General features: G+C 69.0%; 19 protein-coding genes and 1 pseudogene. 5 read left to right on the plus strand and 15 right to left on the minus strand.

Annotated elements, in window-relative coordinates; translation table 11 throughout:
* Positions 1-49: 49 nt before the first annotated feature.
* Together V5F63_RS09705 and V5F63_RS09710 are read right to left on the minus strand one after the other, a co-directional pair.
* Entirely contained in the window at positions 50-775 is a 726-nt protein-coding gene (locus tag V5F63_RS09705; protein WP_209488834.1) for a carbonic anhydrase, read from the minus strand.
* A gap of 191 nt (positions 776-966) precedes the next feature.
* The gene (locus V5F63_RS09710; RefSeq protein ID WP_394102285.1) at positions 967-1,284 is read right to left on the minus strand and encodes a hypothetical protein; all 318 of its coding nucleotides are present in this window, start codon (positions 1,282-1,284) and stop codon (positions 967-969) included.
* A gap of 397 nt (positions 1,285-1,681) precedes the next feature.
* Here V5F63_RS09710 and cysS point away from each other — a divergent pair, with 397 nt between their 5' ends.
* From cysS to cimA, 4 genes and pseudogenes are all read left to right on the plus strand, one after another.
* Positions 1,682-3,070, plus strand: coding sequence for a cysteine--tRNA ligase (gene cysS, locus V5F63_RS09715; protein WP_394102286.1), 1,389 nt, complete (start codon positions 1,682-1,684; stop codon positions 3,068-3,070).
* On the plus strand, positions 3,067-3,564 hold the full coding sequence (locus V5F63_RS09720; RefSeq protein ID WP_394102287.1) for a GNAT family N-acetyltransferase: 498 nt from the start codon (positions 3,067-3,069) through the stop codon (positions 3,562-3,564). The genes cysS and V5F63_RS09720 overlap by 4 nt, the downstream gene beginning before the upstream one ends.
* 49 nt (positions 3,565-3,613) lie before the next feature.
* Positions 3,614-3,835: pseudogene (locus tag V5F63_RS09725) on the plus strand (endonuclease domain-containing protein); the annotation flags it as partial.
* A 225-nt stretch (positions 3,836-4,060) separates the two neighbouring features.
* Positions 4,061-5,659, plus strand: coding sequence for a citramalate synthase (gene cimA, locus V5F63_RS09730; RefSeq protein WP_394102318.1), 1,599 nt, complete (start codon positions 4,061-4,063; stop codon positions 5,657-5,659).
* A gap of 231 nt (positions 5,660-5,890) precedes the next feature.
* Here the strand turns inward: cimA and V5F63_RS09735 are convergent, their stop codons facing one another.
* Together V5F63_RS09735 and V5F63_RS09740 are read right to left on the minus strand one after the other, a co-directional pair.
* On the minus strand, positions 5,891-7,078 hold the full coding sequence (locus V5F63_RS09735) for a CaiB/BaiF CoA transferase family protein (RefSeq protein WP_394102288.1): 1,188 nt from the start codon (positions 7,076-7,078) through the stop codon (positions 5,891-5,893).
* 180 nt (positions 7,079-7,258) lie between these two features.
* On the minus strand, positions 7,259-8,452 hold the full coding sequence (locus tag V5F63_RS09740) for an acyl-CoA dehydrogenase (RefSeq protein WP_394102289.1): 1,194 nt from the start codon (positions 8,450-8,452) through the stop codon (positions 7,259-7,261).
* A gap of 235 nt (positions 8,453-8,687) precedes the next feature.
* On the opposite strand from V5F63_RS09740, the gene V5F63_RS09745 reads away from it, so the two are divergent.
* Positions 8,688-9,260, plus strand: a complete 573-nt coding sequence (locus tag V5F63_RS09745; RefSeq protein WP_394102290.1) for a TetR/AcrR family transcriptional regulator — start codon at positions 8,688-8,690, stop codon at positions 9,258-9,260.
* A 166-nt stretch (positions 9,261-9,426) separates the two neighbouring features.
* Here the strand turns inward: V5F63_RS09745 and V5F63_RS09750 are convergent, their stop codons facing one another.
* From V5F63_RS09750 to V5F63_RS09800, 11 genes are all read right to left on the minus strand, one after another.
* Positions 9,427-10,494, minus strand: coding sequence for a CobW family GTP-binding protein (locus tag V5F63_RS09750; protein WP_394102291.1), 1,068 nt, complete (start codon positions 10,492-10,494; stop codon positions 9,427-9,429).
* A 92-nt stretch (positions 10,495-10,586) separates the two neighbouring features.
* A complete protein-coding gene (locus V5F63_RS09755) occupies positions 10,587-11,567 on the minus strand; it encodes a metal ABC transporter solute-binding protein, Zn/Mn family (RefSeq protein WP_209488843.1) in 981 nt (326 codons plus the stop codon).
* A gap of 11 nt (positions 11,568-11,578) precedes the next feature.
* Positions 11,579-12,451 (minus strand): metal ABC transporter permease, encoded by an 873-nt coding sequence (locus V5F63_RS09760; protein ID WP_394029284.1) that lies wholly within the window; start codon positions 12,449-12,451, stop codon positions 11,579-11,581.
* Positions 12,452-12,689: 238 nt separating this feature from the next.
* The gene (gene aztA / locus V5F63_RS09765) at positions 12,690-13,430 is read right to left on the minus strand and encodes a zinc ABC transporter ATP-binding protein AztA (RefSeq protein WP_394102292.1); all 741 of its coding nucleotides are present in this window, start codon (positions 13,428-13,430) and stop codon (positions 12,690-12,692) included.
* Positions 13,427-13,726 (minus strand): hypothetical protein, encoded by a 300-nt coding sequence (locus V5F63_RS09770; protein ID WP_209488846.1) that lies wholly within the window; start codon positions 13,724-13,726, stop codon positions 13,427-13,429. Before V5F63_RS09770 ends, aztA begins: the two co-directional genes overlap by 4 nt.
* Positions 13,727-13,842: 116 nt before the next feature.
* Entirely contained in the window at positions 13,843-15,627 is a 1,785-nt protein-coding gene (gene atzF / locus V5F63_RS09775) for an allophanate hydrolase (protein ID WP_394102294.1), read from the minus strand.
* Positions 15,628-15,818: 191 nt separating this feature from the next.
* Positions 15,819-16,037, minus strand: coding sequence for a hypothetical protein (locus V5F63_RS09780; RefSeq protein ID WP_209488848.1), 219 nt, complete (start codon positions 16,035-16,037; stop codon positions 15,819-15,821).
* A 69-nt stretch (positions 16,038-16,106) separates the two neighbouring features.
* Entirely contained in the window at positions 16,107-16,976 is an 870-nt protein-coding gene (gene purU, locus V5F63_RS09785) for a formyltetrahydrofolate deformylase (protein WP_394029282.1), read from the minus strand.
* Between the two features lie 92 nt (positions 16,977-17,068).
* Positions 17,069-17,677 (minus strand): sarcosine oxidase subunit gamma, encoded by a 609-nt coding sequence (locus tag V5F63_RS09790; protein WP_394102295.1) that lies wholly within the window; start codon positions 17,675-17,677, stop codon positions 17,069-17,071.
* Positions 17,670-20,624 (minus strand): sarcosine oxidase subunit alpha family protein, encoded by a 2,955-nt coding sequence (locus V5F63_RS09795; RefSeq protein ID WP_394102296.1) that lies wholly within the window; start codon positions 20,622-20,624, stop codon positions 17,670-17,672. The genes V5F63_RS09790 and V5F63_RS09795 overlap by 8 nt, the downstream gene beginning before the upstream one ends.
* Positions 20,621-20,896 carry a sarcosine oxidase subunit delta gene (locus tag V5F63_RS09800; protein WP_209488852.1) on the minus strand — a complete coding sequence of 92 codons (276 nt, stop codon included), beginning with the start codon at positions 20,894-20,896 and terminating at the stop codon, positions 20,621-20,623. The genes V5F63_RS09795 and V5F63_RS09800 overlap by 4 nt, the downstream gene beginning before the upstream one ends.
* Positions 20,897-21,035 lie beyond the last annotated feature (139 nt).

The following is a 21,035-nucleotide window of genomic DNA, read 5'->3' on the forward strand; positions in this document are numbered from 1 at the left end:
CCGCGCGCCCGGGCCGGAGACCTCTCCGCCCGGACGCGCGGCGCGCTGTTCAGAGGAAGTTCACCTTGCCCGTGCCAATGTCGTACATGGCGGCGGCCGACTTCAGCTTACCGGCGGCGGCCCGCTCCGACAGGATCGGTGCCGCGGTCTGCGCCAGCTTGGCGTTCAGCTTCACGTTCTGGTCGCTGGCGGCGGCGAGCAGATCGGCCGGATTGCTCCGCATGGCCTCATAGACGGCCGGGCGGATGGCGTTGACGAGGCTCGGCAGGTGGCCGGGCGGCAAAGTGTTGTCCTTGATGGACGTGATGGTCGCCTGCACCGCCCCGCACGAGGCGTGGCCGAGGACGAGGATCAGCTTCACGCCGAGCACCGCGGTGGCGAATTCCAGGCTCGCCAGGCCGTTTTCATCGATGAAGTTGCCGGCCACCCGGACGATGAACAGTTCGCCCGGCCCCTGGTCGAACACCAGCTCCGGCACCACCCGCGAATCCGAGCAGGCGACGATGGCCGCGAACGGTGCCTGGCCCATGGCGCGCTTCAGGCGGCCGGCGGAATAGTCCGCCTGCTGGGGCGTGCCGGCGACGTAGCGGGCATTGCCGTCCACCAGGCGCTTCATGGCCTCGTCCGGCGTGACCGGGGTGGCCGTGCCGTAGCCGGACTGGGCGAAGGCGGAGGCGGCGAACAGCGGCGCGGCGGCGAGGGCCAGTCCGCCCGCGAGCCCACCGGCAAGCAGACGACGGCGTCCGATGGATGGTGATGAGCACGTCTCGCACATGGGGCAGTCCTCTCCCGGTCACGGTGTTTCTGGCGTGTTTGGACCGGTCCTCCTGCGTGCCGCAGGGGACAGGCCGGCGCCGACCATAGCCGATCCGGTGCGGAAGACTGAAATACCGCGATCACAAAAAGGGGACCTAAAGCATCGCCATGCAACGGCAATTCGCAGCGGGCGGCCGGGAAGGCCGCCGGCTACCGCGAGCAGGTGATGGCCACCGTCTCCGGGCACAGCGGGCCGATGCAGATGGGGGCCGGCGCGGCGACGCTGGACGGTGTGAAGGCGGAGACGTGCGCCGTCACGCGGCCGAAATCGATGACCTGCGTGTAGGCGTGGGTCCGGCACCAGGCCTCGGCCACCTTCTGCCCGCACGGCGCGCCGGAGGCGAGGCAGGCATCGATGGTGGAACCGTCCGAATTGTCGATTAGGAAGATGCGCGTTTCGGCCCTGGCCGGCGCCACCAGCGACAGGCTCGCCACGGCGACGGCGGCGAGGGTTCGGATCAGCGGCATGGACAGGTCGGAACCTCGTTGAAAGCGCGTGCCTGCGCTTGCGAGCGCCGGGACGACGGGCGGGATGGCTGGATACACGCCGAACCCCCGCCCGGTGCTCCAAGGTCCGGATAGTCTCTCGCGCCGGGGCAGGTCAAGCGAGGGACGATAACGATATCCGGAGGTGCGGGGCCGCGCCGGGCGGCGTGAAACATCTTGACGCGCGACCGCGCCCGAACCATTGTCCCGCGCCATGAACGGCGGTCTCGTCACCATCTGCGCCATTGCGGCGATTATTTGCGGTTAGCCGAAAAGCTGGCCGCGGCCGTCCTTTGCTCATCTTCTTAGACAAGGATCTGGACGCCCCGGCCGGTGGACCGGCTTGGCGCTTGTGCTGCGCCATTCGGGGGAACGATCCATGGAGCTCAGGCTCTACAACACGCTGACCCGCTCGAAGGACCTGCTGCGTCCGCTCGATCCCTTGAACGTGCGCATGTATGTGTGCGGGCCGACGGTCTACGACCATGCCCATATCGGCAATGCCCGCCCGGTCATCGTCTTCGACGTGCTGTTCCGCCTGCTGCGGCGCCTCTATGGCGAAAGCCACGTCAAATACGTCCGCAACATCACGGACGTGGACGACAAGATCAACGCCCGCGCCGCCGACCGCTCCATCTCCATCCGCGACCTGACGGAAGAGACCTACCGCTGGTTCCGCGAGGATACGGCGGCCCTGAACTGCCTGCCGCCCACCGTGGAGCCGCGCGCCACCGAGCATATCGAGGAGATGCGCATCCTCATCGAGCGGCTCGTCGCCTCGGGCCACGCCTATGTGGCGGAGGAGCATGTCCTGTTCAACGTGCCCTCCATGCCGGACTACGGCCGTCTCTCCCGCCGCTCTCTGGACGAGATGATGGCCGGCGCCCGCGTGGACGTCGCCCCCTACAAGCGCGACGCCATGGACTTCGTTCTGTGGAAGCCGAGCGCCGAGGGCGTGCCCGGCTGGCCCTCGCCCTGCGGCATCGCCACCCCCGGCCGGCCCGGCTGGCACATCGAATGCTCGGCCATGAGCTGGAAGCACCTGGGCGAGACCTTCGACATCCACGGCGGCGGCATCGATCTCGTCTTCCCGCACCACGAGAACGAGATCGCGCAGTCGCGCTGCGCCTTCCATTCCGGCGTGATGGCGCAGATGTGGATGCACAACGGCTTCCTGATGCTGGAAGGCGAGAAGATGTCGAAGTCCCTCGGCAACTTCGTCACCATCCGCGAGCTGCTGGACGAGTGGCCGGGCGAGGTGCTGCGCCTCGCCATGCTCTCCACCCACTACCGCCAGCCCATCAACTGGACCCGCCAGGGCCTCGGCTTCGCCGCCAAGACGCTGGACAAATGGTATCGCGTCATCGGCGACGTGGAGGCCGAGACGGGCGAGGCCAACCCCTTCGAGACCGAGATCGCAGATCGCCTCGCCGACGATCTCAACACCCCGTCCGTCATCGCCCATCTGCATCATCTCGCCGAGGTGGCCGAGCACGAGGAGGCGTCCTCCGCTTTGCGCCGCCGCTTCAAGGGCGCGGCGAACCTCCTCGGCCTGCTCGGCGACACCGAAACCGGGTGGCGCGCGCGGCAGAAGGAGGCCATTGCCCTCGATGAGGGGGTGATCGCCGACCTGATCGCCCAGCGCATCGCCGCCCGCAAGGCGAAGGACTTCAAGCGCGCCGACCAGATCCGCGAGGAGCTGGCCGCCAAGGGTATCGTGCTGATGGACAACAAGGACGGAACCACGAGCTGGGAGGTGTCGCGATGAGCGCGATCGCTTTGCGCCCCTACCTCCCGGCCGACGCGCCGGCGCTGGCCGACCTGTTCCGCGCCGCCATCGCCGAGCTGACCGGCGAGGATTACGACAGCGAGCAGCAGGAGGCGTGGGCCGCCAAGGCCGACGACGCGGAGGCCTTTGCCGCCCGCCTCGCCGCGAGCCTCACCCTCGTCGCCCTGCGCGGCAAGGCGGTGGCGGGCTTCGTCTCGCTCAAGGACAATGCCCACATCGAGATGCTTTATGTGGCGCCCGACGCGGTTGGCACGGGCGTCGCCAAGGCCCTGTGCGATGCCGCCGAGACGCTGGCCAAGGCGCGCGGCACCCGCAAGCTGACCGTGGACGCCAGCGACACCGCCCTCGGCTTCTTCCAGAAGCGCGGCTACGTCCCCCAGCGCCGCAACATGGTGCCGCTGGCCGACACCTGGCTCGCCAACACGGCCATGGAGAAGACGCTGGGGGAAGACGATGCCGGCCCCCGGCACTGAGGAGCCGAGCGCTGCGAAATCCTCGCGCGCACGGGCATTGCGCGAGAGCATGACCGATGCCGAGCAGAAGCTGTGGCGACTGCTGCGGGATCGCAGGCTGGAAGGGTCGAAGTTTCGCCGGCAGGTGCCGGTGGGGCCCTACATTGCGGACTTCCTCAGCTTCCAGCACCGGCTGGTGGTGGAAGCGGACGGCAGTCAGCATGCGGAGTCGTCGCGCGACGCGGTACGCGATGCGTATTTTGCGGCCAACGGTTTCCGCGTTCTGCGCTTCTGGAACAACGACATCCTCTTGAGGACGGAGTCTGTTCTGGAAGCAATCTACCAGGCTCTGAGAGCCACCCCTCACCCCCAACCCCTCTCCCGCAAGGGGAGAGGGGAGACAGGGCGGGGCAACCCCTCTCCCCTCGCGGGAGAGGGTGGATCGCGGCGTAGCCGCGAGACGGGTGAGGGGGCTGGGGCCGCGCGAGCAGGCGCCGGACGGGGGAAAGAGAAAACAATGCCGACGAAGGAACGCCTCTATCTCTTCGACACCACCCTGCGCGACGGGGCGCAGACCAATGGCGTCGATTTCACCGTGGCCGACAAGCTCCGGGTGCTCTCCCTGCTGGACCGGCTGGGGATGGACTATGTGGAGGCCGGCTATCCCGGCGCCAATCCCACCGATACCCAGCTGTTCGCGCAGAAGCACGAAGCGAAGGCGCGCGTGACCGCCTTCGGCATGACCAAGCGCCCCGGTCGCTCGGCCTCCAACGATCCCGGCGTGGCGGCGCTGCTGGCGGCCAACGCCGACGCCATCTGCTTCGTCGCCAAATCCTCCGCCTATCAGGTGCGGGTGGCGCTGGAGACCACGAAGGAGGAGAACCTCGCCTCCATCCGCGAGAGCGTCGAGGCGGCGATCGCCGCCGGGCGCGAGGCGCTGGTGGATTGCGAGCATTTCTTCGACGGCTTCAAGGAAGACCCCGACTTCGCCCTCGCCTGCGCCCGCACCGCCTACGAGGCCGGCGCGCGCTGGGTGGTGCTGTGCGACACCAATGGCGGCACGCTGCCCCACGAGGTGGAAGCCATCGTCGCCGAGGTGGTGAAGCTGGTGCCGGGCACGAATGTGGGCATCCACGCGCACAATGACACCGAGCAGGCGGTGGCGAATTCGCTGGCCGCCGTGCGCGCTGGCGCGCGGCAGATCCAGGGCACGCTGAACGGCCTCGGCGAGCGCTGCGGCAATGCCAACCTCTGCTCGCTCATCCCCACACTGCTGCTGAAGAAGGATTTCGCCGAGCGCTTCGACATCGGCGTCGGCGAAGAGGCGCTGGGCGAACTCGTCCATGTCTCCCGCACGCTCGACGAGATGCTGAACCGCGCCCCCGACCGCCACGCGCCCTATGTGGGCGAGAGCGCCTTCGCCACCAAGGCCGGCATCCATGCCTCCGCCATCCTGAAGGACCCCGCCACCTACGAGCATGTCGCGCCGGAAAAGGTGGGCAACCGCCGCCGCGTGATGGTCTCCGACCAGGCCGGCCGCTCCAATGTGCTGTCCGAGCTGGAGCGCCTCGGCGTGCCGGTGGACAAGAAGGACCCGCGCATCGCCCGCCTGCTGGACGAGGTGAAGGAGCGCGAGGCGCTGGGCTATTCCTACGAGGCGGCGGACGCCTCCTTCGCGCTGCTGGCCCGCCGCATGTTGGGCTCGGTGCCCGACTATTTCGCGGTGGAGCGCTTCAAGGTGAACGTGGAGCGCCGCTACAACGCGCAGGGCGAGCTTGTCACCGTGGCCGAGGCCATCGTGAAGGTGAAGGTGGACGACGAGACCATGATCTCCGCCGCCGAGGGCAACGGCCCGGTGAACGCGCTGGACGTGGCCCTGCGCAAGGATCTCGGCAAGTATCAGCCCTTCATCTCCGGCCTCCACCTCACCGACTATCGCGTGCGCGTGCTGAACGGCGGCACGGAGGCGGTGACGCGGGTGCTGATCGAGAGCGCCGACGAGACCGGCGACCGCTGGACCACGGTGGGCGTCTCTCCCAACATCATCGACGCGTCCTTCGAGGCGCTGCTGGATTCCATCACCTGGAAGCTCTTGAAGGAAGGCGCGCCGGCGTAGGTTCCCCGGACAAGCGACGGCATGGCCGGAGGCGTTTTCGGAGCCTTCGTCGGGTCAGCGCATGTCCATTCGCGTGTCATCGCCTGGCTCGTCCGGGCGATCCACCCATCCGTCCGCGCAATGCCCCCATAATCGCCCGGCCCAACCGTGGATCGCCCGGACGAGCCGGGCGATGACAGCGGCGTAACTGCCTCCCCTCTCCCTCAGGGTGGAGAGGGCGAGCAGCCTTGACTACTTCCCCGCCAGCGCCTTCAGCGCCGCGAGCACCGCGTCCGTGTCCGCACCCAGCCGCGGACTGGCGCTTTTCGCCACCTGCCGCACGCCGTCGAGCACGATGGGGCTCGCCACGGCCGGAATGGTGCCGCCGCCGGCCTCGGCCAGGTCCACGCGCAGGCCGCGTGCCTTCACCTGCGGGTCCTCGAACACCTGCGAGACCGTATTGATCGGCCCCGCCGGCACGCCCTTCGCCTCCAGCGCGGCGAGGAGATCGTCGCGGGCGAAGGCCATGGTCAGCGCGGTGAGCTTCGGCACCAGCACGGCGCGGTTGGCGACGCGGGCGGGATTGGTGCGGTAGTCCTCTTCCTGCGCCAGCTCCGGCGCGCCGAGCACGGCGCAGAAGCGGGCGAACTGGCCGTCATTGCCGATGGCGGCGATGAAATAGCCGTCCGCGCAGGGGAAGACCTGATAGGGCACGATGTTGGGATGGGCATTGCCCATGCGCTTTGGGGCCTTGCCGGAGGTGAGATAGTTCATGGCCTGGTTGGCGAGCACGCCCACCTGCGTGTCGAGCAAGGCCATGTCCACATGCCCGCCCGTGCCGGTCTCGTCCCGCCGGCGCAGCGCGGCGAGGATGCCCACGGTGGCATAAAGCCCGGTGAAGATGTCGGCGAAGGCGACGCCCACCTTCTGCGGCTCCCCATCCGGCGCGCCGGTGAGGTCCATGATGCCGCCCATGCCCTGCACGAGGAAGTCATAGCCCGCGCGCGGCGCGTATGGCCCGTCCTGGCCGAAGCCGGTGACGGAGCAATAGACGAGGCGGGGGTTCTCTTTCCTCAGGCTCTCGTAGTCGAGCCCGTACTTCTTCAGGCCGCCGACCTTGAAATTCTCGATCAGCACGTCGCTCTGCCGCGCGAGGTCGCGGATGATGGCCTGTCCCTCTTCCGTCTCGAAATCCACCGCCACCGAGCGCTTGCCGCGATTGGTCGCGTGGAAATAGGCGGCGCCGAGGTCCGCCCCGTCCGCCCCCTTCAGGAAGGGCGGCCCCCAGGTGCGCGTGTCGTCCCCGCCGCCCGGCCGCTCCACCTTGATGACCTCCGCCCCCAGATCGGCCAGCAGTTGCCCGCACCACGGTCCGGCGAGGATGCGGGCGAGTTCGAGGACGCGAAGGCCGGCGAGGGGAGGGGAGGCGGGGGAGGGCATGGGGGAGACTCGTTGTGACGAATGAGCCGGATGACGATGGGGGCGTCGCCGCGTCCGCTGTCATCCCCCGGCTCGTGCGGGGGATCCACTCTGCCGTTTGTCAGGCGGCCGGCCAAGCGGCGTGGTGGATGCCCCGGACGAGCCGGGGCATGACGGTTCTTCTGTGGCTCGCAGGCGCTCTCAAAAGAACGCCTGAATCCCCGTGATCGCGCGGCCGAGGATCAGCGCGTGGATGTCGTGGGTGCCCTCATAGGTGTTCACCGTCTCGAGGTTCGCGGCGTGGCGGATGACATGGTACTCGGCGGCGATGCCGTTTCCGCCATGCATGTCGCGGGCGGTGCGGGCGATGTCCAGCGCCTTGCCGCAATTGTTGCGCTTCAGGAACGAGATGGCCTCGATGGGCAGCGTCCCCTCATCGAACATCCGCCCCGCGCGCAGAGCGAGCTGAAGGCCGAGGGCGATCTCGGTGGCCATGTCCGCCAGCTTCTTCTGCACCAGCTGGGTGGCGGCGAGCGGCTTGCCGAACTGCTTGCGGTCCAGCGTGTACTGGCGGGCCGCCGCGTAGCAGGCTTCCGCCGCGCCCATGGCCCCCCAGCCGATGCCGTAGCGGGCGCGGTTGAGGCAGCCGAAGGGGCCGGGCAGGCCGGCGGCGTTGGGCAGGAGGTTCTCTTCCGGAATCTCCACGTCCTCCAGCACGATCTCGCCGGTGATGGAGGCGCGCAGCGAGAGCTTGCCCTCGATCTTGGGGGTGGAGAAGCCCTTCATGCCGCGCTCCACGACGAAGCCCTTGATGGCATTGTCGTGCGCCGCCGACTTCGCCCACACCACCGCGAGGTCGGCGATGGGCGAATTGGTGATCCACATCTTCGCGCCCTTGAGGCGATAGCCGCCGTCGATCTTCTCGGCGCGGGTGCGCATGCCGGCGGGATCGGAGCCGGCGTCCGGCTCGGTGAGGCCGAAGCAGCCGACCCACTCGCCGGTGGCGAGCTTGGGCAGGTACTTCTTGCGCTGCTCTTCCGTGCCGTAGGCGTAGATGGGGTGCATGACGAGGGAGGACTGCACGCTCATGGCCGAACGGTAGCCACTATCCACCCGCTCCACTTCCCGCGCCGCGAGGCCGTAGGCCACGTAGCCGAGGCCGGCGCCGCCATATTCCGCCGGAATGGTGGGGCCGAGGAGGCCCAGCTCGCCCATCTCGTTCATGATCTCGCGGTCGAAGCGCTCGTCGAGATAGGCGGAGGTCACGCGCGGCAGGAGCTTCTCCTGCGCATAGTCGCGGGCGGTGTCGCGGACGAGGCGCTCGTCCTCGGTGAGCTGGCTGTTGAGATCGAAGGGGTCGGCCCAGTCGAAGGTCGGCTTACCGGATGCGGCCATGTGCGTCTCCCGCGCTCGAAGGCACCGCCGGGTGGCGGTTGGTATTTACATTCCAACCAGTCGGTATATAAATATCCGGCGACAGTCAAGGAACACGACGCTGCAGGATCGAGGCGACCACGAACAGGAGGCGCCGGCCCGCCCGGCCCCCGCCCGGCGGCGCGGACGTCCGCCGAAATCGGCCGCGATGCGCGTGGCGGCGGAAGGCGACGGCGCACGCCTGGGCCGTCCGCCGATGATGAACGACCCGCGCGCGGAAATCCTGCGGCAGGCGGCGCAGATGTTCGCGCAGAAGGGCTATGTGGATAGCTCGCTCAGCGAGGTCGCGCGGTCGCTCAATTACTCAAAGGGCGCCATCTACAATTATTTCTCCTCCAAGCAGGAGATCTATGACGCCATCATCATCTATACGCTCACCGGCCTCAACGACGCGTCAGCAGCAGCGGTGAAGCGGGAGGACACGCCCGCCGAGCAACTGAAGCAGTTCATGGTCGCCCACGCGCGCTTCCTCGCCGACAATTACGACTGCTTCGTCACCATGCTGGTGGGCTTCTCCGGCATGGCCAATACCGGGCTGAAGGACGATGCCCTCGCCTTGCGCGACGCCCATGAGGGCCTTCTGCGCCGGATCATCGCGGATGGGGTCGCGGACGGTTCATTCCGGGAGGTCGGCGCGGCCATGACCGGGCGCGCGGTGCTCTCGCTCTTGAGCTGGATGGTGCGCTGGTTCAAGCCCGGCGGCGGCAAGTCGGCCGAGGAGGTCGCGCTGGAGTATCACGATTTGCTGGTGCGCGGGCTGGTCGCCTGAGGGGGCCTCCATAAAGGGCCGTCTCGGCTTTAATTGCCGTCGTGCTCCGGCTCGACCGGAGCACCCATCTCGACATTCGTCCCGGCGGGTGCATGGGCCCTCCGGTCAAGCCGGAGGGCGACGGTGATGATGGGGGAGGGCGGCGTCGCGATGACTGCGCCCTCGCTCACGCCACGCAGGCGAGGAAGCCCTCTTCCAGCAGGTCGCGCTTGAGCTGGCGGCCGATGAAGACGATGCGGCTGAGGCGCTTCTCGTCGTCCTTCCACGGCCGCTGGTGGTCGCCGTCCAGGATCATGTGGACACCCTGGAAGACGAAGCGATCCGGATCGTCCTTGAAGGAGAGGATGCCCTTCGAGCGCAGGATGTTCGGCCCCTCCACCTGCACGATGTTCTGCACCCAGGGGAAGAACTTGTCCGGGTCCAGCGGCTTGTCGGTGGAGAAGGAGACCGACTGGATCTCCTCGTCATGCACCGCCTTCAGCCCGTGGTGGTGGTGGCCGTGATCGTGGTCGTGGTGATCGTGGCCGCAGTCCGGCCCACAGGCCTCGCCATGCTCGTGGTGGTGATGGTGCTGGTCCTCCTCCAGGAAGGCGGGCTCCAGTTCCAGCACGCGCTCGAGGTCGAAGGCGCCCTGGTTCAGCACCTTGGCGATGTCGATCTCGGACTTCTGGGTGCGGTAGAGCTTGGCATAGGGGTTGATGCCGCGGATGCGGGCTTCCACCGCGTCCAGCTCGGGGCCGGTCACGAGGTCGGTCTTGTTGAGCAGGATCACGTCCGCGAAGGCCACCTGGTTCTTCGCCTCGGGCGCGTCCTTCAGGCGGTCGGAGAGCCACCTGGCGTCGGCGACGGTGACCACGGCATCGAGCTTGGTCTTGGCCTGCACTTCCTCGTCCACGAAGAAGGTCTGCGCGACGGGGGCGGGGTCGGCGAGGCCGGTCGTCTCGACGATGATGCCGTCGAAGCCGCCCTTGCGGCGCAGCAGGCCGTCGATGATGCGGATGAGGTCGCCGCGCACGGTGCAGCAGATGCACCCGTTGTTCATCTCGAACACTTCCTCGTCGGCGCCCACCACGAGGTCGTTGTCGATGCCGATCTCGCCGAACTCGTTGACGATGACGGCGAATTTCTTGCCGTGCGGCTGCGACAGGATGCGGTTGAGCAGCGTGGTCTTGCCGGCGCCCAGATAGCCGGTCAGCACGGTGACGGGGATCTTCTCGGCCTGCGTTTCAGCCATGGCTTCACCTTCATGCAAGCGGCGGCCGAAAGGCCGCCGCCGGGGTGCGGAGCGGCGGCCAGAGGGCCGCCGCCGGAGGGGGCGTGCGCCGCTCAGCTCGACAGGGCAGACGAGAGTTGGCGCACGTTGGATTTCATCATGTCGATGTAGGTGCTCGCGGGGCCTTTGTCATCGGACAGCGCGTCGGAATAAAGCTCGCCGCCCACCTTGGCCCCGCTTTCCTTGGCGATGCGCTGGATCAGGCGCGGGTCGGTGACGTTCTCCACGAACACCGCGGGGATCTTCTGCGCCTTGATCTGGCGGATGATGCGGCCCACGTCCTTGGCCGACGCCTCGCTCTCGGTGGACACGCCCTCGGGCGCGATCAGGACCAGGCCGTAGGCCTCGCCGAAATAGCCGAAGGCGTCGTGGGAGGTGATGATGCGGCGCTGCTCGGCCGGGATCTTGGCCATGGCGGTCTTCACCTCGGCTTCCAGCGCGTCGAGCTTCGCGGTGTAGGCGGCGGCGTTCGCGGTGTAGGCGTCGCGGCCGTCGGGATCAGCGGCGATCAGGCCGTCGCGCACGTTGGCCACATAGACCTTGGCATTGGCGATGGACTGCCAGGCGTGCGGATCGATGCCGCCGTGGTCGTGGGCGTCCTTCTTGTCGTGCTTGTCCTTGCCGTGGGCGTGCTTGTCCTTGCCCGCGGGCTTGTCGTCATCGTCGTCGAAGCCGGTGCGGGGCGTGATGCCCTTGGTGGCGACGACGATGGGCGCCTTGGTGCCGGAGGCCTTGATGAGGCGATCCATCCAGCCCTCGAAGCCGAGGCCGTTCACGAACACCACCTTGGCCGCGGCCACCGCCTTCGCGTCGGCGGGGGTGGGCTGGTAGACGTGGGCGTCGCCGTTGGGGCCGACGATGGTGGTGACGGCCACGCGGTCGCCGCCCACCTCCTTCACGAAATCGCCGAGGATGGAGAAGGACGCCACCACGGGCATCTTCTGGGCGGGGGCCTGCGCGAGCGCCGGGCCGGCCAGCGGCAGGGCCAGTCCGGCCGAGAGGCCGGCGGCGAGGAGGAAACGTCTGGAGATCATGGAAATCCTCATCAGGCTTCGAGGTGACGGCGCGGGACGAGGCGGCCGGCAAGCCCGCCGATCGGCCCGAAAATGACGGCGAACGCATAGGCGAGCCCGGCGACCAGGATGATGGACGGGCCGGACGGCGTGCCGAGGTGGTAGGACACGAGCAGCCCCGCCACGCCCGAGCCGAAGGCGATCAGCGTCGCGGTGGTGACGAGGGCCGTGAGGTCGCGCACGAAGAAGCGCGCGGTCGCCGCCGGCAGCATCATCAGCCCTACCGACAGAAGCGTGCCGAGGGCGTGGAAGCCGCCCACGAGGTTCAGCACCACCAGCGACAGGAAGGCGATGTGGCTGACCCCGCCGCTGCGGCTGACCGAGGCCAGGAAGGTCGGGTCCACGCATTCCAGCACCAGCGGCCGCCACACCACGGCGAGGGTGAGGAGCGTCAGGGTGGTGATGCCCGCGATCAGCATCAGCGTCGCATCGTCGATGCCCAGCACGGTGCCGAACAGAACGTGCAGCAGGTCCACGTTGGAGCCGCGCAGCGAGACGATGAGCACGCCCAGCGCCAGCGAGATGAGATAGAAGGCGGCGAGCGAGGCGTCTTCCTTCATGCCCGTCGCCCGCGCCACCACGCCCGCGCCCACCGCCACCAGAAGGCCCGCCGCGAGGCCGCCCACGGTCATGGCGTAGAGATTGAGGCCGGCGAACAGGAAGCCGATGGCCGCGCCGGGCAGGATGGCATGGGCCATGGCATCGCCCGTCAGCGACATGCGCCGCAGCATCAGGAAGGCGCCCACCGGGCCAGCGCCCAGCGAGAGCGCGAACACGCCGGCGAGTGCCCGCCGCATGAACTCGAACTCCGCGAAGGGAGCGATGAAGGTGTCATAAAGGCTCATCGAACCATCCCGGGCCTCATGCCGCGCGAAGGCGGCCGGCCGGATCAGTCATCGTCATGCCCTTGCGCTTGGCCGGGGAGCCGATCCGGTGGGTTGGAGGAACCGGACCGGCCTCGGACGGAGCCCGTGGTCCCCGGCCAAGCGAAAGAGCAGCGATGATGCGTTCAGAAGACCGGTGTCAGCCGGTCGCGAATGCGTGGTCTGGATCGGACCGGCACGCGGCCGGTCGGCGAATATCTCAGGCGGCGTCGGAACAGGGGACGGCGTCGTCCTTCCACGCCTCGCCCATGCGGCGGGCCTTGAGCAGATTGTCCGGGCCGAGCGCCTCGGCCGTCGGGCCCCAGGCCACCGTGGTGCGGGCCAGCAGCAGGGTCTGCGGGAAGGTCGCGCGCACCAGATCGAAATCATGCAGCACCGCGATCACGGTGCGCTTCTCCCCGTGCCAGCGGCGGACCAGCTCCACGAGGTCCGACACCGTCTTGGCATCGAGGGCGGTGAAGGGTTCGTCGAGCAGGATCACGCGCGCATCCTGCAGCAGCAGGCGGGCGAACAGCGTGCGCTGCATCTGCCCGCCGGAGAGCGTGCCGATGGGCCGGTTCTCGAAGCCTTCGAGGCCGACGGCGGCGATGGCGTGCTCGATCTTCTCGCGATCGGCCCGGCCGATGCCGCCGAACAGGCCGGCGCGCCGCCACAGGCCCATGGACACCATGTCATAGACATGGATGGGGAAGCTGCGGTCGATCTCGGCGCCCTGCGGCAGGTAGGCGATCTCGCGCGGGTCGAGGCCATGGCGGTCGATGGTGCCGCCGAGCGGCTTCAGCGCGCCGCCGATGCCCTTGAGCAGGGTGGACTTGCCGGCGCCGTTGGCGCCGCAGATGGCGAGCAGCGCGCCTTTCTCGACCTCACCGGAGAGGTGATGGACGGCCGGGTGGCGCTCATAGCCGAGGGTGAGGTTGCGGAACGAGATCTGCGCGCTCATGCGCCGCCTCCCGTCACCAGCAGCACGGCGCCCCACATGACGAGGATGAGCACGGACGCGAGCGCGAGCCGTCCCGCGAGCGACATGCGCAGCACCGATGCGCCGAGGCGCACGGGCGGCCTGCGGGAGGCCGGAGACGCCGTGTGCGCGTGGTGGTCGTGCCCGTGGTGGTTATGCGCCGCGCCGGCGTGATCGTGCCCTCCGGCGGCAGCGCCAAGGAGCGTGGCGCGCTCCTGCCGGCCGGTCGCCTCAGGGGCGGGCCGCGTCGCTGCGGAGGGGGAAAGGGACAAGGACATGGCGGCCGGTGCGCTGTTTCCGATGGCCATTTGATACAGTGTATCAGGCGCCCTTGTCCAGCCCGCCGTCCCTCCTCCGCACGCATTTGTGCGGTGCCCCATGGTCAGCGGGGCGCCTACTCCGCCGCTGCGGCGAACGCCCGGAAGCTGCCGAAGCTGGTGATATCCCGCGCCCCGTCGAGGGCCGCCGCCTCGGCGAGGAAGCCGGTGACGCGGCTGCCGTCATCCAGTTCCACCTGGCCGAGGCCAAGCGGCGCAGGGATGGTGGCGAGGAGGCGCCCGACGCCCTCGAAGGGCAGGGACCACACCTCCCCCTCCACCGCCGCGCCGTCCGAGTTCACCCGCACCACGCCGGGGCGCGGCACGGCACCGGGAATGAGCTTCATGCGATAGGCCGGCACCGTCTTGGCGGCCCGCACGAAGCGCGCGCCCATGGCCTTGAGATCGCCGTTCAGCGGCATGCCCGAGAGGTGGGCGCCGAACACGCAGACATCGAGCCGTCCCGGTTCCGTGGCGGGCGCGAGCGGCGGAAGGGCGGGCGCTGGCGCGTGGCCGCAGCCGAGAGGGAGGGTGCCCGCCGCGACGAAGGCCCGGCCCAGCGCCGCCATCTCCGCATCCTTCCCGGCGGGGGCGAGGAGGGTGATGCCATAGGGCACGCCGGCGGCGGTGATCTTGGTCGGCACGGCGATGCCGCACAGATCCATCAGGTTCACGAAATTGGTGTAGGTGCCATTGCGCGAATTGAGGCGGATGGGGTCCGCAATCACCTCTTCCACCGTGTAGGCGGAGGGCGCGGTGGGCAGCAGCAGGCCATCGATGCCGGCGAGGATGGGCGCGGCGCGGGCGCGCAATTCCTTGAGCTTGTACATGGCGCGGAAGGCATCCGCCGCGCTGGCCTTGCCGCCCGGCTCGGTGATGGCCCGCGTCACCGGATGCACCGCTTCGGGATCGGTGGTGAGAAGCTGCTCGGCGACGATCCAGCGTTCGGCCACCCACGGGCCCTCATAGAGCAGCCGCGCGGTCTCGGCGAAGGCGGAGAAATCGATCTCCTTCAGCACCGCGCCCAGCGACGCGAAGCGCGCCAGCGCTTCCTCATAAGCCGCGGCGGACTCGGCGTCGCCGAAGAACTCCCGCTGCGCCTCGGGCAGGATGCCCAGCACCGCCGCGGGCGGGGCGGCGGCGAGGGGCGCCACGGGCAGGTCGCGAGAATAGGCGTCTTCCGCGTCGAAACCGGAGATCACGTTCAGCACCGCCATGGCGTCATCGACGGTGAGGGCGAAGATGGAGATGCAGTCCAGCGTCTTGCAGGCGGGCACGAGGCCGGTGTTGGGCACGAGGCCGAGGGAGGGCTTCAGCCCCACGATGTTGTTCAGCATGGCTGGCACGCGGCCGGAGCCGGCGGTGTCGGTGCCCAGCGACACCGGCACGATGCCCGCCCCCACCGCCACCGCCGAGCCGGAGGAGGAGCCGCCCGGCACCAGCTCCGGATTCACCGAATTGCGCGGGATGCCATAGGGCGACCGCACGCCCACCAGACCGGTGGCGAACTGGTCGAGATTGGTCTTGCCGATGATGAGCGCGCCCGCCGCCTTCAGCCGCGCCACGACGGTGGCGTCGCGCTCCGGCACATAGGCGAAGGCCGGGCAGGCGGCGGTGGTGGGCAGGCCGGCGACGTCGATATTGTCCTTCACCGCCACCGGGATGCCGTAGAGCGGCAGCGCCGTGTTGCCGGCGGCCTCCAGCGCGGCGGCCTCGGCCAGCACGTCGGCTTCCGCGCGCAGGGTGATGAACATGGCCGGGTCGTCATGCACCGCAAGCCGGGCATAGACGCCGCGCACCGTATCCGAGACGGAGCGGAGGCCGGACCTGTGGGCTTCGAGGAGGCTGGCGACGGTCTGCATGATCTACCCTGATGACGGCGCTCCACGCGCCTGATGGCAGGGGTCTAGCAGGAACCGCGCCACTTGTATGCAATTTCTGATAATGTGATGTTTATCAATGTCTTGATATAAATACACTGCGCCCCGCAGCGGCCAGATATGCCGCTGCGGGGCGCAGGAAAGACGTCAGATGCCTCAAAATTAGGCTTAACTTACGGGCGCGTCCCGGTCTGGTCCGTCGGCGAGGGGGTGCGGCCGGGAGGGGCGTCGGGCGAGGTGGTCAGCGGCGGGGGATTGCCGCTCGGTACGGTGATGTTCTCCGGCGCGGTCTCGCTCTGTTCGGGCGTGCCGCGATTGGAAAACATGTTCGCCGCGACCAGCGCGAGGACCAGCACGAATGCCGCGGCGATGAGCATGCCCTGGCGTTGCATGGGGCTCTCCTTTTCGTGGATATCGCCCCCTCAACGCCCCGGCCCCGGTGCCGGGTTCCCTTTTTGCGGTCAGTCCCGGAACACCACGGTGCGGGAACCGTTCAGCAGCACCCGGTCCTGCAGGTGCCAGGAGATGGCCCGCGCCAGCACCCGGCGCTCGATGTCGCGGCCCTTGCGCACCAGGTCGTCGGGCGAATCCTGGTGGGAGATGCGCTCCACGTCCTGCTCGATGATCGGGCCTTCATCGAGGTCGGAGGTCACGTAGTGGGCCGTCGCGCCGATGAGCTTCACCCCGCGCGCATGGGCCTGATGATAGGGCTTGGCGCCCTTGAAGCCCGGCAGGAAGGAGTGGTGGATGTTGATGCACTTGCCCGAGAGCTTGGCGGACAGCCCGTCGGAGAGCACCTGCATGTAGCGCGCGAGCACGGCCAACTCCGAGCCGGACGACTGGAAGACCTCCCAGACCTGCGTTTCCTGCTCCAGCTTCGTGGCCTTGGTCACCGGCAGATGATGGAAGGGGATGCCGTCGAAATCGAGGTGGGCGTAGGTCTCGCGCGGGTGATTGGAGACGATGCCGGCGATCTCCATGGGGATTTCGCCGATGCGCCAGCGATAGAGCAGGTCGGCGAGGCAGTGGTCGAACTTGGAGGCGAGCAGCAGCACCCGGCGCTTCTCGGAAACGGGCCGCAGCGTGAAGCTGAGGGAGAAATTCTGCGCCACCGCCGCAAAGCCGGAGCGGATCTCGGCGAGGCTGGCCTCGCCCTCAACCACGTTGAACACCACGCGCATGAAGAAGCGGCCGGTCTCCGTGTCGTCGAACTGCTGCGCCTCCAGGATGTTGCATCCCTTCTCGAACAGGAAGGTCGAGACGCCGGCGACGATGCCGGGCCGGTTGGGGCAGGAAAAGGCGAGGATGAACGGCGCGTTGGGGCTGGTCATGATGCGTCCTTTATGGCGCCGCGCGTCTCACGCAGCCGGGCGCCGGTCTCGGAGGAATTCGATGCGGAGAGGAGGCGCGCGCCGCGCTGCCGTCAACCTCGGTCGGTGCCTTCGAGCGAAAAGCCGTATTCCGCCGCGCTCGTCGCCAGCCAGCGCAGGAAGGCGGGGGCGAAGGTGTTGCCCACCGCGAAGCGATAGCTGGGCGCGTCGCCCCGCTGCCAGAAGGTGACGCCGACATGGGAGACCGGCGTGGTCGCCGCGTCGCCCGGCCGGAAGGCACGGGGATCGAGATCCACCGCCACGCCCTTCGCCAGCGCCTCGCGCACCTTGGGGCCGGTGATGTCGAGCACGAGGTTGGCGTCGCTCTGGTCTGTCACGGCACCGAGGCCGTCGGCCAGCGCTTCAAGGCGCCGGCGCAGCGTCGCGCCGTCGGAGCCTTCGGCGAAGACGAGCCACTTGCCGGGGCCGGTGCCGACGGCCTCAAGGCCCGCCCCGCTGACGGCCTTCGGCGCATCCACAAGGGGCAGGCCGGACGCGGTGGCGGCGGCGATCAGGTCGGCCGTCTTGCCCTTGCGGGCCATGAGCGTCGCGGCGGCAAGGTTCGCCACGACCTGCGCGCTGACGCCGGTGGCGCCTTGAACGCCATAGTGCCCGGCCGGGACGAGGTGGGCGGGGGAGAGGGCGTTGAACAGGTCAGACACGCTGCTTCTCCCCTTCGGGATCGACAAAGTGGGGAGAGCACACCTCGACCTCGATGTCGCCGCCGCGCACCGGGTCATAGGCGCGCAGCTTCTCGCCGATGCGCTCCGGCCCGCGCTTGAGGAGACCGAGGCCGATGGCGTGGCCGAGGATGGGCGACCAGGCGACGGAGGTCATGTAGCCCTCGTCATTCTCGGTTGTGGGGGCGGCACCGAGCGCCAGGAAATGCGCCCCGGCCTTGAGCCGCGCGCTCCGGTCCACCGGCTTGAAGCCAACGAAGGTCGGCCGGTCGGGATCGAGGAAGGCGGGGCGGCCGGCCATCACCCGGCCGATATAGTCCTTCTTGGTGGAGGCCATGCGCCCGAGGCCGAGGTCGCGGGCGGAGGTCTGCCCGGACAATTCACTGCCGGAGACATGGCCCTTCTCGATGCGCAGCACGGCCAGCGTCTCGACGCCATAGGGCGTGATGCCATAGGGCGCGCCGGCCGTCATGATCGCCCGCATCAGTTTGTCGCCGTGGCGGGCCGGGACCGCGATCTCGTAACCGAGTTCGCCGGAGAAGGAGAGGCGGAAGACGCGCGCCTCGACACCGCCCATCACCGTGGTCTGGAGCGCGCCCATGAAGGGCAGGCCGGAGTTGGAGACATCCGCGCCATCCACCAGCTTCGCCAGCACGTCACGGGAGCGCGGGCCGGAGACGGCGATCTGCGCCCACTGCTCGGTGATGGAGGCGAGGCACACGTCCAGCTCCGGCCACAGCACCTGCAGGCAGAATTCCAGATGCTGGAACACCTTGGCCGCGTTGGCGGTGGTCGTGGTCATCACATAATGGTCGTCGGCGAGGCGGGCGGTGGTGCCGTCGTCCATGACGATCCCGTCCTCGCGCAGCATCACGCCGTAGCGCGCCTTGCCGACGCCGAGGGTGGAGAACATGTTGATGTAGACGCGATCCAGCAGCACGCCCGCATCCGGCCCCTGAAGGTCGATCTTGCCGAAGGTGGAGACGTCGATGACACCGACGCTCTCGCGCGTCGCCTTCACCTCGCGGTTCACGGCCGCCTGCCAGTCCTCGCCCGCCTTGGGGAACCACGCGGCGCGCAGCCACTGGCCGGTCTCGACGAACACCGCGCCCTGTTCTTCCGCCCATTTGTGGGTCGGCGTCGGGCGGGTGGGCTTGAAGTCCACGCCGCGATGGTGGCCGGCGAGCACGCCGAGGGCCACGGGCGTGTAGGGCGGGCGGAACACCGTGGTGCCGGTCTCGGGAATGCCCTTGCCGGTCAGCTCCGCCATGAGCGCGAGGCCCGCCATGTTGGAGGTCTTGCCCTGGTCGGTGGCCATGCCCATCGTGGTGTAGCGCTTGAGCAATTCCACCGCGCGAAAGCCTTCCCGATGGGCGAGGGCCACGTCCTTCGCGGTCACGTCGTTCTGCTGGTCCACGAAGGCGGGACCCTTGGCCTGGACCTGCCAGAAGGCCTTGAGGCCGTTGGGCGCGTCGGCCGCGACGGGGGCCGACGCCGCGACGGGGGCGAAGCCCGCATCCTCGGCCGCTGCGGCGCCCAGCGCGGTGCCGTCCGCGAGGCATTCGGCGAGGGTGAGATGTCCGGCCGCCGCGCCCGCCACCGCCATGCCCACCGGCACGGCGCCGGGCACGAAGGCGGCGATGTCCTCGCGCCAGATGGGCTTGCCGCCCTGGTGGCAGGTGATGTTCACATTGGGCGTCGCACCGCCGGAGACGCCCAGCGCCTCCACCGACAGGGTGCGGATGCCCTTGGGCGTGCGCACCGTGATGCCCGACAGGCATTTGCCCGAGGTGGCGATGATCTCGCTGCCGGCGAGGAGATCCACGCCCAGCGCCTTCGCCCGCGCGGCCAGCGCAGGAGCGACAGCCTCCCGCACGTCGGCGATGGCCTCCAGCTTCACGCCGGCCGCGGCGGCATCGAGCAGCGCGGCGACGGCGTGGTCGTTGTTGGCGAAGCCGGCTGCGCGCGGCCCGGCGCCGACGCCGAAGCGCGTGGCATAGGTGGCGAGCGCCAGCGCCGACATCACGCCCGGCCGGTCGTTGCCGGGGAAGACGATGGGCCGGTCGAACGCGCCGGCCGCGAGCACGGAGCGCTTCGCGATGACGCGCCACAGCCGCTGGCGGGGCTGGAAGGGGGCGGGGATTGCGAGATGGTCGCTCACACGCTCCACCGCGCCGAATTCGCCGCCGTCATAGGCGCCGAACACGGTGGTACGCGGCATGAGGCGCACATTGGGCAGGCTCGAAAGTTCCGCGAGGGCGCGCGCCACGAAATCCGCCGCGCTGCCGCCGTCGATCTCGGCCTGCTCGGACAGGAGCCGGCCGCCGAGGCGGAAATCCTCATCCGCCAGCACCACCCGCGCGCCGGTCCGCCCGGCCGCAAGGGCCGCCGCGAGGCCGGCCGCGCCGGAGCCGATGACCAGCACGTCGCAGAAGTGGGTGGCCTTCTCGTAATGGTCCGGGTCCGCCGCATCGGCGGCGCGGCCGAGGCCGGCGGCGCGGCGGATCATGGGCTCGTAGACCTTCTCCCAGAAGGCGGCGGGCCACATGAAGGTCTTGTAGTAGAAACCCGCGCCGAGGAAGGGCGACACGAGCTGGTTGATGCTGAGCAGGTCGTGGTCGAGGGAGGGCCAGCGGTTCTGGCTGGTGGCCTCCAGCGCCTCGAACAGCTCCACGGTGGTGGCGCGGGTATTGGGCTCGCGCCGGGCACCGGAGCGCAGCTCCACCAGCGCGTTCGGCTCCTCCGAGCCGGCGGTGACGATGCCGCGTGGGCGATGATACTTGAACGAGCGGCCGACGAGCCGCACCCCATTGGCGAGGAGGGCCGAGGCGAGCGTATCGCCGGGATGGCCGGTGTAGCTCTTGCCGTCGAAGCTGAAGGAGAGGGTGCGGCTGCGGTCGATCAGGCCGCCTGCGGAAAGCCGGGTCATTCGGCCGCCTCCGTCGCGGTGAAGCGCGTGGCCGTGAAGCGCACTTCAGTGATGGCGTGGGTGCGGGTGTCGCGCGTGACGGTGAGCCAGCGGCGGCAGCCGCCCGCGTGGTACCACAGTTCGTCCATCACGCCGGCGACGTTGTCGCGCTCATAGACATAAGCGTGGAAGGCGTCCGCATCCGCCGGGTCCGGCCGCTTGGGCGCGGCATCGCCGTGATAGGCGAATTCATGGGACGACCTCGCGCCGCAATAGGGACAGGTGATGCGCATGGGTCAGGTCCGGGTGGAGGGGTGAAGAGCAGTTTGGCTCCCCTCTCCCCTCGCGGGAGAGGGGGTGGGGGTGAGGGGGTTGGGCCTTGACCGGCCACGCCGGTGTTGGGCGCAGAAGCCACCCCTCACCCCAGCCCTC

It is taken from the genome of Xanthobacter wiegelii (assembly GCF_043193855.2).
Taxonomy (GTDB): Bacteria; Pseudomonadota; Alphaproteobacteria; order Rhizobiales; family Xanthobacteraceae; genus Xanthobacter; species Xanthobacter flavus_A.

Coding starts and splice junctions, on each gene's coding strand:
- cysS (WP_394102286.1), top strand. CDS start 1,682: ATGGAGCTCAGGCTCTACAACACGCTGACCCGCTCGAAGGACCTGCTG.
- V5F63_RS09795 (WP_394102296.1), bottom strand. CDS start 20,624: ATGACCCGGCTTTCCGCAGGCGGCCTGATCGACCGCAGCCGCACCCTC.
- purU (WP_394029282.1), bottom strand. CDS start 16,976: ATGACCAGCCCCAACGCGCCGTTCATCCTCGCCTTTTCCTGCCCCAAC.
- cimA (WP_394102318.1), top strand. CDS start 4,061: ATGCCGACGAAGGAACGCCTCTATCTCTTCGACACCACCCTGCGCGAC.
- V5F63_RS09720 (WP_394102287.1), top strand. CDS start 3,067: ATGAGCGCGATCGCTTTGCGCCCCTACCTCCCGGCCGACGCGCCGGCG.
- V5F63_RS09780 (WP_209488848.1), bottom strand. CDS start 16,037: ATGCAACGCCAGGGCATGCTCATCGCCGCGGCATTCGTGCTGGTCCTC.
- atzF (WP_394102294.1), bottom strand. CDS start 15,627: ATGCAGACCGTCGCCAGCCTCCTCGAAGCCCACAGGTCCGGCCTCCGC.
- V5F63_RS09710 (WP_394102285.1), bottom strand. CDS start 1,284: ATGCCGCTGATCCGAACCCTCGCCGCCGTCGCCGTGGCGAGCCTGTCG.
- V5F63_RS09735 (WP_394102288.1), bottom strand. CDS start 7,078: ATGCCCTCCCCCGCCTCCCCTCCCCTCGCCGGCCTTCGCGTCCTCGAA.
- V5F63_RS09760 (WP_394029284.1), bottom strand. CDS start 12,451: ATGAGCCTTTATGACACCTTCATCGCTCCCTTCGCGGAGTTCGAGTTC.
- V5F63_RS09705 (WP_209488834.1), bottom strand. CDS start 775: ATGTGCGAGACGTGCTCATCACCATCCATCGGACGCCGTCGTCTGCTT.
- V5F63_RS09740 (WP_394102289.1), bottom strand. CDS start 8,452: ATGGCCGCATCCGGTAAGCCGACCTTCGACTGGGCCGACCCCTTCGAT.
- aztA (WP_394102292.1), bottom strand. CDS start 13,430: ATGAGCGCGCAGATCTCGTTCCGCAACCTCACCCTCGGCTATGAGCGC.
- V5F63_RS09800 (WP_209488852.1), bottom strand. CDS start 20,896: ATGCGCATCACCTGTCCCTATTGCGGCGCGAGGTCGTCCCATGAATTC.
- V5F63_RS09745 (WP_394102290.1), top strand. CDS start 8,688: ATGATGAACGACCCGCGCGCGGAAATCCTGCGGCAGGCGGCGCAGATG.
- V5F63_RS09750 (WP_394102291.1), bottom strand. CDS start 10,494: ATGGCTGAAACGCAGGCCGAGAAGATCCCCGTCACCGTGCTGACCGGC.
- V5F63_RS09770 (WP_209488846.1), bottom strand. CDS start 13,726: ATGTCCTTGTCCCTTTCCCCCTCCGCAGCGACGCGGCCCGCCCCTGAG.
- V5F63_RS09755 (WP_209488843.1), bottom strand. CDS start 11,567: ATGATCTCCAGACGTTTCCTCCTCGCCGCCGGCCTCTCGGCCGGACTG.